The 12,001-nt window shown below is 44.1% G+C and carries 9 protein-coding genes; 7 read left to right on the forward strand and 2 right to left on the reverse strand.

The genetic code is table 11. The annotated features are described in order from the left end of the window. Positions 1-257: 257 nt before the first annotated feature. Positions 258-1,166 carry an alpha/beta fold hydrolase gene (locus tag K5Q73_RS03595; RefSeq protein ID WP_220761695.1) on the forward strand — a complete coding sequence of 303 codons (909 nt, stop codon included), beginning with the start codon at positions 258-260 and terminating at the stop codon, positions 1,164-1,166. A gap of 48 nt (positions 1,167-1,214) precedes the next feature. Here K5Q73_RS03595 and K5Q73_RS03600 read toward each other — a convergent pair whose 3' ends face one another. Beyond that, complete coding sequence (locus tag K5Q73_RS03600; RefSeq protein ID WP_220761697.1) at positions 1,215-1,823, reverse strand: response regulator transcription factor; 609 nt, start codon at positions 1,821-1,823, stop codon at positions 1,215-1,217. 244 nt (positions 1,824-2,067) lie between these two features. Here K5Q73_RS03600 and K5Q73_RS03605 point away from each other — a divergent pair, with 244 nt between their 5' ends. From K5Q73_RS03605 to K5Q73_RS03625, 5 genes are all read left to right on the forward strand, one after another. Further along, positions 2,068-3,858 (forward strand): sensor histidine kinase, encoded by a 1,791-nt coding sequence (locus tag K5Q73_RS03605; protein WP_259650756.1) that lies wholly within the window; start codon positions 2,068-2,070, stop codon positions 3,856-3,858. Positions 3,859-4,212: 354 nt separating this feature from the next. After that, on the forward strand, positions 4,213-6,489 hold the full coding sequence (gene phsA / locus K5Q73_RS03610; RefSeq protein ID WP_220761699.1) for a thiosulfate reductase PhsA: 2,277 nt from the start codon (positions 4,213-4,215) through the stop codon (positions 6,487-6,489). Positions 6,490-6,501: 12 nt separating this feature from the next. Then, positions 6,502-7,074 (forward strand): 4Fe-4S dicluster domain-containing protein, encoded by a 573-nt coding sequence (locus tag K5Q73_RS03615; RefSeq protein ID WP_012156259.1) that lies wholly within the window; start codon positions 6,502-6,504, stop codon positions 7,072-7,074. Then, on the forward strand, positions 7,071-8,018 hold the full coding sequence (gene nrfD, locus K5Q73_RS03620) for an NrfD/PsrC family molybdoenzyme membrane anchor subunit (protein ID WP_220761708.1): 948 nt from the start codon (positions 7,071-7,073) through the stop codon (positions 8,016-8,018). Before K5Q73_RS03615 ends, nrfD begins: the two co-directional genes overlap by 4 nt. 242 nt (positions 8,019-8,260) lie before the next feature. Next, positions 8,261-10,087 (forward strand): DUF3413 domain-containing protein, encoded by a 1,827-nt coding sequence (locus tag K5Q73_RS03625; protein ID WP_220761710.1) that lies wholly within the window; start codon positions 8,261-8,263, stop codon positions 10,085-10,087. Positions 10,088-10,355: 268 nt separating this feature from the next. On the opposite strand, the gene K5Q73_RS03630 is transcribed toward K5Q73_RS03625, so the two are convergent. Next, on the reverse strand, positions 10,356-11,087 hold the full coding sequence (locus tag K5Q73_RS03630; RefSeq protein WP_220761712.1) for a DedA family protein: 732 nt from the start codon (positions 11,085-11,087) through the stop codon (positions 10,356-10,358). Positions 11,088-11,517: 430 nt separating this feature from the next. On the opposite strand from K5Q73_RS03630, the gene K5Q73_RS03635 reads away from it, so the two are divergent. Beyond that, entirely contained in the window at positions 11,518-11,997 is a 480-nt protein-coding gene (locus K5Q73_RS03635; RefSeq protein WP_220761714.1) for a DUF2127 domain-containing protein, read from the forward strand. Positions 11,998-12,001: the final 4 nt, after the last annotated feature.

Raw genomic sequence — 12,001 nt, forward strand, 5'->3', positions numbered from 1 at the left:
TTGTCGCTACAGAATAGGCGTTAAGCTTTGGCAAAAGCTGTATAGCCAGTAACTCCAAAAGCTCATAGCAATTTTGTTATGAGCTTTTTTATGTTTAAAAGAGGTTGCTATCACCTTGATCCCTTTGATTGATTTAAACCTTAGCCTGTTTTAATGCCTGTATAGTCGACGAGGTTAAACACATAGTTAGAGTCTTTGCTCTTGTTTTTTAACTATGACTTCAGTAGCTTATTGTAAAAATATAAGAGTATTAGCCATTGAATATTCAGCAAAAATCCCTCTATATCCCCTATAACCATGGGCACCTACACCTAAGGCAGATTACTCCAGTACAAGCCGACATGAGTAAACCTCCTGTACTTATGCTGCATGGTGCCATGTCGAACGGACGCGTGTTTTATAGTGATTCAGGTAAGGGACTTGGTTGTTATTTGGCAGACTCAGGTGTGGTGGTATACGTATTAGATACACTTGGTCGAGGCTTGAGTGCACCTAAACTCGCTCGTGGTTTTAAGGCGGGTCAGGGAGAAGTGATAAGGGAGCAGCTTCCTCTTATTCAGCAATATATTCTTTCACTTCATCCTAAGGCTAAAAGAGTACATTGGTGTGCTCATTCTTGGGGCGGAGTGTTAATGGCGAGTGCTATCGCTCGCTATGACAGCTTACAAGAGTCAGTGGCTTCATTAGTTACCTTTGGTAGTAAGCGCCGTATTGACGTTAAATCTTTGCAAAAGTGGTTTACAGTCAATCTAGTATGGAACAAGTTGGCACCTTTAATCGCATGGAAAAGTGGATATCTTCCAGCGGATAAACTAAAGATGGGCATGGATAATGAGTCACGATCATCGCTTAGGCAAACCATAGAGTGGGTAAGGGGGCATTGGGTGGATAGCGATGACGGTTTTGACTATGCAAGCGCCGCTAAGCAGGCTCGTTGGCCAAAGTCTTGGTTTATTGCAGGTGAGGGTGACAAGGTGTTAGGGAACCCCGCTGATGTGCAGAGAATGATTAAGGAATGCCAAATTAAGCAGGTCGATTATACGCTGCTATCAAAGAAGCAGGGCTTTAAGCATGACTATGACCATGGTGGCATGCTTACCCATAAAGACGCCGTAGATGATCACTTTCCCCGCATAAAAGATTGGTATCACAGTTTTAACGGTTAACCTGAAATAGCCAAAGCAATTGATGCTTTGGCTATTTATCGATAGCTATTAATTCTGCTGGGCAAGTAACGGCGCAAGCTTAACGAGCTCAGCTAAATTGCTGACCCCTAGCTTTGTCATGAGTTTAGAACGATGAACTTCAATGGTTCTAATTGCAACACAGAGATCGTTAGCCATTTGCTTGTTGGTATTACCGGCAATCACTAACTCAAAAATTTGGGTTTCGCGCTCAGACAAAGTATTGATAAGCGCTTGATGAGTGAGCTTCCAGTGTTGGCGTACGCTGTATGCTAAGCCTTTAGCGATGGACTGTGATAGCACATTGCCTTGAACTGGTTTTTGAAAAAAGTCGAAAGCGCCATTTTTAAAGGCATCAACCGCCATCGGTACATCGCCGTGTCCGGTCAAAAAAATGACTGATAATGGACTTTTAGCATCAGTGAGCAGTTGCTGTACTTGTGGTCCTGTTAGCCCAGGCATTCTCGCATCCAAAATAACACAGCCAGCTTGGCTTAAGTCAACTTGAGCAAGAAAGTCGTCTCCACTGTTAAAGCAATTAAGCTTATAACCGTAACCGTCCATTAAAAAGCTAATGGAGTCGATAATTGCTTCATCGTCGTCGACTAAATAAACCGGCCCTTCAATATTCTGCTCCACAAAACACCTTTATTTTAGCAATGCTTAATTGATTGATATCTCAGTTTGCCGCTTTTAGCGAACTATTTTGTAGGAATCATGAATTGGGTCACGCAGCAAAGTTTGAAACCTAGCGTAAGCTATCGCTAATCAATCAAATTCCACAATGGAAGCCTGTCACTACATTGCTAAATTAAACAATGCGTTGGGTTAATAACAGTTATCTTAATTTGGTTGAAGCTATTGGTTTGTGGAGTCTAAGGAAATGAAATTGCCTAAGGTTTTGTCGTGTTTACTGTTACTGCTTTTTTCATCTGCCACTTGGTCTAAGCCACAGCAGTTTTATGTCGGTGTGCTTGCGAATTGGGGGCATCAGCAAGCAGTTGAGCGCTGGACACCTATGATGGAATACCTTAATGAACAAGTGCCAGATGCCGAGTTTCATGTGTATCCAGGAAATTTTGAAGCGCTTAACTTAGCGATGGAGTTGGGGCAGATCCAGTTCATTATTACTAACCCAGGGCAATACCTATACCTTTCTAACCAATACCCCCTGTCTTGGCTTGCAACTATGCGGTCTATGCGCCACAAAGGCACCACCTCGGCCATTGGCTCGGCGATTATTGTTAAGGCCGATAGCGAGTATCGAACCTTGTATGATTTAAAGGGGAAAATTGTCGCAGCGAGTGATCCTCATGCACTGGGCGGATATCAGGCAACTGTGGGTCTAATGCACAGTTTAGGTATGGATCCTGAAACTTACTTTGGCCAAACCAAGTTTCTCGGTTTCCCTCTCGACCCTTTGCTGTACCAAGTGCGAGACGGTAATGTGGATGCGGCCATTACCCCTTTGTGTACTCTAGAGGACATGGTGGCGCGTGGGTTAATTCAGCGCGGGGAGTATCGAGTGCTTAACCCTAGTCGCCCAGAAGGAGTGGAGTGCCAGTGCAGTACCTCTCTGTACCCCAACTGGTCATTTGCCGCGACCGAGAGTGTTAGCACTGAGCTCAGTAAAGCAATTACCCAAGCTTTGCTTGAGTTGAACGCCGATAATCCGGCAGCCATTCAAGCGCAGCTAAAGGGCTGGACATCGCCTATTAGCCAATTAGCGGTAATTAAATTATTCAAAGAGCTGCATGTTAAGTCTCCAGATAACAGCCGCTGGTATTCAGTTGAGCAGTGGCTTAAGGATAATCGCCATTGGGGCATTTTATCTGTTTTAGTGTTTATTATTGCTACCTTGTACCACCTGTGGATTGAATACCGATTTCATCAAAAGAGCAGTTCATTAATCGAGTCTGAGCGGCAACTAAAGCAGCAAGCAGTGGCATTAGAACGATTACAAAGCGCATCAATAATTGGTGAGATCGGTGCAGGTTTGGCTCATGAGATAAACCAGCCTATCGCGGCTATTACCAGTTACAGTGAAGGCGGCATCATGCGCTTGCAAGGTCAGCAGCAAGCCGATGTTGAGTCTTGTATTGCACTACTTGAGAAAATCCATAAACAATCGACTCGTGCGGGGGAGGTGGTACATCGAATTCGCGGCCTGCTAAAGCGTCGGGAAGCGGTAATGGTTGATGTCAATATTCTTACCTTAGTCGAGGAGAGTATCTCACTGTTAAGGATTGAGCTGGCAAGGCGCGAAATACAGATTAATACCCAGATTAAAGGCGAGCCCTTTTTTATTACCGCTGACCGAGTAGGCTTGTTGCAGGTGCTGATAAATCTTATCAAAAATAGCTTAGATGCAATTGCGGATAGTGAAAATGCCCGTGTTGGTAAAATTAATATCGAGCTGGACTTTAAAGAGCATCAGGTCAATTTGCGTATTATCGATAATGGCTCAGGCTTAGCGATGGACTCAGACACAGTAATGGCGACCTTTTATACCACCAAAATGGATGGTTTAGGCTTAGGCCTCGCTATCTGTAAAGAGGTGGTGAGTGATCACGATGGTCATTTCGTACTGAGTAATCGTGATGATGAGATAACAGGTTGTATGGCTACACTTAACTTGAAAAAACGTGGCAGTGAAGTGCCGATAGAAGTTTAATTTAAGCTCGAGCCGTTATTGGTTATTGATGGGTATGAGTAAACGAATGTGCGGCTATGAGCCGCACATTTTGTATCAAAAACATGCTATAAGCTCCATTTTTTCAAAGCTTTTCTCTTTATGTGGTTTACCACAATTTACACCTTTAGCTTGCTGTGTTGGTGTAATTTTGAACTGTGAATCGCCTCACAAACCTAGTTATCTCTCTCCGGATATGTGGTTTACCACAATATTCAATTTATTCTCCCTCCTTAACAATGATGAAAACCTTAGGAACAAGTTAGCAGCAACTAGCAATTAACTTGGGCTTTATCTAAAGCGCTCCTAAGCAAAACTGTCATTGGGAGATTTATCATGAGATTAGATCGGCGAACCTTCATTAAAGGGGCCGGAGCGGGCACTGCGACTTGCGCATTAGCAACGCTGCCGGGTTCTTTAGCCGCCCTTGGGCATTCAGAGTTACAAGGCAGCGCAGAGTCAGTTGCCAGTATTTGTGAAATGTGTTCAACCCGCTGTCCGATTTCTGCCCGCGTGGTGAATGGCAAAAACGTATCGATTTTGGGTAACAAGAATGCCAAATCATTTGGTGGTGCTGTTTGTGCCCGTGGCGGTGCAGGTCACAGCCAGCTTTATGATAAACAACGTATTGTTAAGCCATTAAAGCGTGTTGGTGAGCGAGGCGAAGGTAAATGGCAAGAGATTGAGTGGGACGAAGCCTACCGCACCATTGCTGAAAATCTAAATAGAATCAAAAACCAGCACGGCGCAGAAAGCGTGGCTTTCTCATCAAAATCTGGTTCTTTATCTGGCCACCTGTTTCATCTTGCTAAGTCTTTTGGCAGTCCAAATACTTTTACTCACGCATCTACTTGCCCTGGCAGTTATGTGATTGCGGCAAAAGCCATGTTTGGTGGCAAGATTAAGCGCGACCTAAGCAACTCTAAGTACATCATTAACTTTGGTCATAACCTCTATGAAGGCATCAACATGTCTGAAACAAGAGGCATGATGAATGCACAAATGGAGAAGGGCGCCAAGCTTGTAGTATTTGAACCGCGCTTCTCAATTGTGGCCGACAAAGCTGATGAGTGGTACGCGATCAAGCCAGGTACCGACGTTGCGGTTGCTTTGGCAATTTGTCATACCTTGATTAGCGACGACTTATACGACAAAGACTTTGTGGCGCAGTATGTGTCAGGTTTTGATGAGTTCGCCAAAGAAGTTAAAGCTTATACGCCAGAGTGGGCTGAATCTGTTAGCGATGTGCCAGCAGAAGATATCCGTCGTATTACCCATGAGTATGCCGCTGCAGCGCCTCATGCGCTAGTGGATTTTGGTCACCGTTCATCGTTTACCACTGAAGAGTTTGAGATGCGCCGCGCACTTTATGCCGCCAACGTATTAGTGGGCAATATTGAGCGTAAAGGTGGTCTGTACTTTGGTAAAAAAGCCGCAAGCTACAATAAATATGCTGGCGACAGTGTTGCTCCAACCTTGGCGAAGCCAGGTGTTGAAGGTATGCCAAAAACTGATGCTAAACGTATCGATATGGTTGATGAGCAATACGCCTTAACTTGGTCATCTGGTGGTATTTATCAAACCATTCTTGATGCGACTTTAGAAGCTGTGCCCTATCAGTTACATGGCTGGGTAATGAGCCGTACTAACCCAATGCAAACCATGACAGATAGAGCACGTATCGTTGAAACGATGCAAAAGCTTGATTTTATCGTTGCTTGCGACATTTATATCAGTGAATCAGCCGCTTATGCCGATATATTCCTACCTGAATCGACTTACCTTGAGCGCGATGAAGAGATTGCCGATAAGTCGGGTAAGAACCCTGCTTATTATGTGCGTCAGCGCGTAGTTGAAACCATTGGCGATACCAAGCCAAGCTGGCAAATTTGGAAAGAGCTAGCCACTGAAATGGGCCAAGGTCAGTTCTTCCCATGGGAGAACATGGAAACATTGCAGCTATTCCAGGTACAGCGTGATGTTAACTTGCTAAGAAAAATTAAAGACGAAGGCTTTGTTAGCTTCGGTAAGCCGCTAATGCTACGTGAGCGCGGCATGGTGAGAGACTTTGTTGCTGCATACCCGAATGCCAAAGCCGTTGATGAAGATGGCACCTATGGCAGCCAGTTAAGCTTTAAGACGCCAAGTGGCAAGATAGAGCTTAGCTCAGACAAGGTTGAGAAAATGGCGCCGGGCCGCGGTGTTATTCGTTACCGTGAAGTCACCATGAAAAAGGCTGATGAGCTGTTCTTCATTCAAGGTAAAGTCGCGGTGCACACTAACGCAGGTACACAAAATGTACCAATGTTGGCGAACTTGATGTCTGATAATGCGCTGTGGATCCATCCTATCACCGCAGGCCTTCTTAATATTTCAAGTGGCGATAAGATCCGTATTTATAACGATACCGGTAGCGAAGAAGGTCATGCGCTTGTCACTCCTGGGATTCGCCCTGACACCGTATTTGCTTACATGGGCTGCGGCTCAAAGAACAAAGAACTGTCTCGTGCAACGGGTAAAGGTGTGCACTGCGGTAACTTACTTCCCCATGTGACTTCTCCGGTAACAGGTATGAACCTGCATACAACCGGCGTCAAGATTGCCAAGATTTAATCGGAGTTAATTATGACTAAGCGTTATGTTCTCGTACACGATGAAAACAAATGCATTGGCTGTCAGGCTTGTAACGTTGCTTGCCGCAGTGAAAACAATGTACCTGAGTCGGTGACTCGTATTCAGGTAAGAATCGAAGGGCCTTATGGCAACTTCCCCCACCTACATTTTAAGTATAACCGCGTCTCATGTGAGCAATGTGAAAATGCACCTTGCGTTAAGGTGTGCCCAACGGGTGCAGCTTACGTAAATGATGATGGCATTGTATCAATCAATGAGAAAAAGTGTGTTGGCTGCCTTTACTGTGTAGCAGCATGCCCGTACAAGGTGCGCTTTATTAACCCTGAAACGCGAGTACCAGACAAGTGTGATTTCTGTAAAGAAACTCGCTTAGCACGTGGTGAGGAGCCAGCTTGTGTAACAGTGTGCCCAACTCAAGCTTTGGTGTTTGGCGATGCCAATGATATGACATCAGAAGTGCGCAAAGTGTTAGATACCAAAAACCATTACCAACAAAAGGTAAACCTTGGTACTGAACCAAGAGTCTACCGCATTCCTAGCCGTAAAGGAGGGATCAAAGCATGAACAATATCTGGGGCTCAATGGAGCAATACGATCCGGTAGTGTGGAACTGGATCATCGCGGTGTACTTGTTTATGGCGGGACTTTCAGCGGGTTCTATGCTGGTGGCCATTGGGCTTAAATGGTACAAACAAAGTCGCGGTCAACCAACAGAAGGCTTGCCGGTTATTAAGGCGGCAGCTGTGATTGGCCCTGTAGCTATCTGTTTAGGTATGGCGCTGCTGGTATTGGACTTGACTAAACCGTTTGAGTTTTATCATATTCTACTTAATTACAACCTAACCTCTGTAATGGCGTGGGGTGTAATCGCTCTGCTCATTTATATTCCATTGGTGTTTGTATTCGCGGCGTTGGTATTTGAAAAACAGGTTCTGCAATATGCCCCTTGGCTTGAGGGAACACTTAGAGTGTGTCGTCAGGTAGAAAATAGCCTGAATAAGCTGATTTTTGCTCTGGGTCTAGGAGTAGGCGTTTATACAGGTTTCTTGTTATCAGCCATGATCAGTTACCCTATTTTGAACACCGCAGTATTGCCGGCACTGTTCTTGGCATCTGCTTTGTCTGTAGGCTCTGCGGGCAACATCTTGGTGGCGACATTGTTCTTCAGTAAGAAAGAGTCAGACTGTATCGAGCAGGTTCACCGTATCGAGTATCCAGTTGCTTTTAACGAAGCACTCTGTTTAGTACTACTGTTTGTTGGACTTAACTTTTCAGGCCCTGCTGCGCAGGCAGCAACGGCAGCGATTACAACAGGGACTTGGGCTAGCGTGTTCTGGATTGGTGTTGTCGGTTTAGGCTTAGTTGTGCCAGTACTTGCCAGTACGGTTGCACCTAAGGCATGGCGCCACACTAAGGGGTTCTTAATCACAGTATCGTGCAGCACGATTCTAGGTGTGTTAGCGCTAAGACATTTCGTGGTGTATGCAGGGCAAAGCTATATCAGCTGATTTTAAATAGTTGATAGCTGAACACAAATGAACAATGGCGGTCTATTCAGACCGTCATTTTTTATGGGGGCAAGTAATCTTTACTTGCTGTGCGGGCGTTAATAGCTAGCATTTCTTTACCACTGGCTTAATTACTGGAACAATTGCGGCCTTTATCACGTATTTGTCGCTGGTGAGTGGGTAAGATCCGCGACTTTTAGGTTTCCCAAAATGGTAAGGGGAGGCGAACTGGAGCGGTGAAAATGTTACCTTTGCGTACACGAATGAAGTCTCACTTAGTATTCACGTTAATCAATTCATTGATATTTATTACTTTATCAATGAGTTATTTCGATTACTTACCCGCTAATCTGACGTCTCTAGACTGGAGTTATATTTTAATCGCCACGGCAGGACAGATGGGGTTGCTGGGCGGACTCTTAGGTCTTGTCAGTTTGCCGCTGAGTTTGATTAAGTCGACTTTGGTAAGGCTGCTGTCGACCTCTGCTATCTTTGCGCTCGCGCTAATCACTCTATATTCTGATACTCAGGTTTTTGCCCAGTACCGTTTTCATATTCAACCTGTATTGGTTGAAATGATCTTCTCTGGTGGCATTGTTGAGTTTTCTGTCGTCAACTACCTTTTTGCCGGCTTTTTAATCTTACTGACATTTGCGCTGCAATGCGGGATCTACTGGCTAATATTAACCAGAGGCTATGATCGTTTTAAACTCGCAGGCCGCTACATTACTTCGCTGGTGTTTATCTGCGTTCTTGCTACACACGTTATCCATATATGGGCAAGTGCCAACGCAGTCAATTCAATTACCAACTTTAGTCGTTTCTTACCTCTGTTTTATCCCGCAACGGCCAATAGATTGATGTTGAAGTATGGTTGGGTTAATGAAGCCGAGTTGGCCCAAAGAAATAAGCTGAAAATCAATAACAAGGGAAATTTATCTTACCCGCTAGCCCCAATCAATTATCAGCAGGTTAAGCCAACTAATGTGCTGTTTATTGTCATTGATTCTTGGCGTCACGATAGTTTTAGTGCGGAAGTAACCCCAAACATTTGGCAATATGCTCAAGATGGCCAAGTGTTCAATCAACATTACTCAACAGGTAATGCAACCCGTGCAGGAATATTTGGCTTTTTTTATGGCTTACCTGCGACCTATTGGCATAGTTTCTATCGTAATCGTCAATCGCCGATAATTATGGATAGAATGCAGCAGTTGGATTATCAGCTAGGGATTTTTTCTTCAGCACATCTTTTAAAACCTGAGTTTGATGAGACAGTATTTGTTCATGTACCTAATTTAAGGGTGCGTTCTAAAGCTGAGACCAAGGCTGGCCGAGATATTGAGATCACTCAAGAATGGCTGGAATGGGATAAACATAAAGATCCTACGCGACCTGCGTTCTCATTTTTATTTTATGACTCACCTCATGGATATGATTTCCCAGAGGATTATCCGAATAAATTCGAGCCACAAGTATCTCGCATGGATTACTTAAGTCTTAATAATGATACAGATAGACAGCCTATCCTTAACCGTTATAACACCAGTGTGAACTTTAACGACTCCTTGATAGGTGAAGTACTCACTCAGCTCAAAGAGTCTGGAGAGTTGGCTAACACTTTAGTGGTAGTTACCGGGGATCACGGTCAGGAAATCAACGACAATAATCAAAATTTTTGGGGACATAACAGTAACTTTACCGATGCGCAGATTAAAGTGCCTTTTATCATGTTTGGCGCGGATCTTAAGCCAGGTGTTAATCAATACTTTACAGATCATATGGACTTAGTTCCTACACTGATGCAAAACTACTTAGGTGCTACGGGACCTGCTGAAAACTATACAGCAGGGTCTAACTTGCTTGAGCAGGATATTGATAGAAGAAAGTGGCTCATTCTTGCAAGTTATAGTGACTACGCCTTAGTTAATGAAAGCAGCATTTTGCATGTTTCTGGTACTCAAGCAGGTTATCAGTATATGGATAGACATAATTGTCCTAAAGACGGTAAACCTGACTTTTTACAGCTAAACCAAGCTTACGAGTTGATGAGACGTTACCTAGAGTAATAATTGGAGCCGATTGAGGCTAATAATAGAGGCTAGTGACTTAGCCTTCTAGTTTACAGCAATAAACCGTGTGGCTTATGTCTCACGGTTTTTTTGTATTTACTGTGTGTTGGCTTTGCTTTTGGGGGAGGCGTCGCCATATGATTTGAGCATATGGTTTGAGCATATGGTTTGAACATGAGGTTTGGAAGTAAGGACTGGGCTATCGTGAAATAACAGAAGGGACTCAAGCTAGCCCTGCTAAGTACAGGGCCAGTTCGTATATCGATTACTTAGCGGTTTTCTTTAGTGGTGTAACAGGCTTTGCTAGAACCGTTTCTTGTATCAGCTCAGCGACAGGTAGTTTTCTCATCCGTCTTTTCTTAATGATAAAGCGGCTTAACAGGCTAACAATCGCAATAGCGAGTGTGATGAAAGGCGCGATAATTAGCGCCATAGTGACTACGCGAGCAACGTTCTCTGGAAGAAAAGAGAGTGCATAGCCAAATCCGAGTAACAGTGCACACCAAATAGCGGCGCTTAACCATGCGAAATAATGAAAGTTAGACACTTTCTTGATATGTAAGCCCATCATTAACGGTAAAAGTGGACGTACTACAGGAATAAAACGCGCGGTAAATAGGGCTAATAAGCCGTGTTTATTCAGTAAGGTATCAACCGTCTTCATACGGTTTTCTGGTACAGCATCTATCCAGCGCTGGATCTTTGGCAGTTTGTGTAACCATCGGCCCTGTATAAATGCTACCCAACTGCCAGTTGCACCAGCAACCACTAATGCGGCAAATACAACGGGGAAGCTGATAATGCCTGCTGCCGCTAAACTACCAGAAAGGATCACGACACTGTCGCAAGGCATTGGTGCGGCGGGAAGAAGTGCGCTTTCTAGCCAAATTAAGGTGAAGACGCAAACGTAAATCATGGTTGCGCTGCCAGGGCTTTGCAGTAAAGCGAAGTCTTGCTGCCATAAGGCTGTAATGACGGAGACAAATGAATCTAGCATTGTTGGTGTTCCTAAAGGGGCATAGTACTCAAGGCAAATACATTATATTGCACAGACTTGAGAGAGTTGCTACTCGTGGTGTTTTTAGTGACAGGTGGGTCACTACAAACCTCCGATTTATGGATATAAATCGCCTTAGTTAGCACTATACCTCAGGAGTTAACGAGGCTAATTAACTATTGGCTTTCATTAATAAAAATACATCTTGGGTTCATCATTAATTAATGCAAGGCTGTTTATTAGTCACATTTTAGCTGGGGTTAGCTACTATTAGCAGCATAACTTGGTGGCTGCTATAGAGAAGCGGGTACATCATTAAAGGTAATTAATACCGCACCTAAGCATTGCAAAAAGGCGTAACATTAAAGGCTGGTACTATTTAATCAGCATTAAAAGTTTGAGCGCAGCAAAGCTAACGCTAAAGGATCCTATGTCATCAGCTAAAAACGGCTTAAAAGCCATTTCAGTCCTAGAAGCCACTAAAGGTGTCATTTCAGTTTTAGTTGTTTTTGGCCTGCATAAACTTGCAGGGCAGGATATTCAAATGGTGGTGGAAGAGTTGCTGAGACACTCCCACTTAAACCCAGCTAATCATTTAGTACAAGAGGTGGTGACGCAGGCTGGTAAAGTCACTGAGGCGAATATCAACTTTGTAATAGCGGGGGCGCTACTCTACGCTGGTGTTCGCTTTATCGAAGCTTATGGCCTTTGGCGTAGTCTAGTATGGACTGAGTGGTTCGCATTGTTGAGTGGTGGCATTTATCTGCCTTTTGAGGCTTATGAACTATTCACTAAACCTAATCTCATCACCGCCGCGGTGTTAACGATTAATCTAGTCGTTGTCGGTTATATGTATAGAGTCATTAAGCACAAGCCGAGTTCGAGTCTAGACACTAATTTGAAGCAATAGGCTC

It is taken from the genome of Shewanella sp. MBTL60-112-B2, assembly GCF_019655055.1.
Taxonomy (GTDB): domain Bacteria; phylum Pseudomonadota; class Gammaproteobacteria; order Enterobacterales; family Shewanellaceae; genus Shewanella.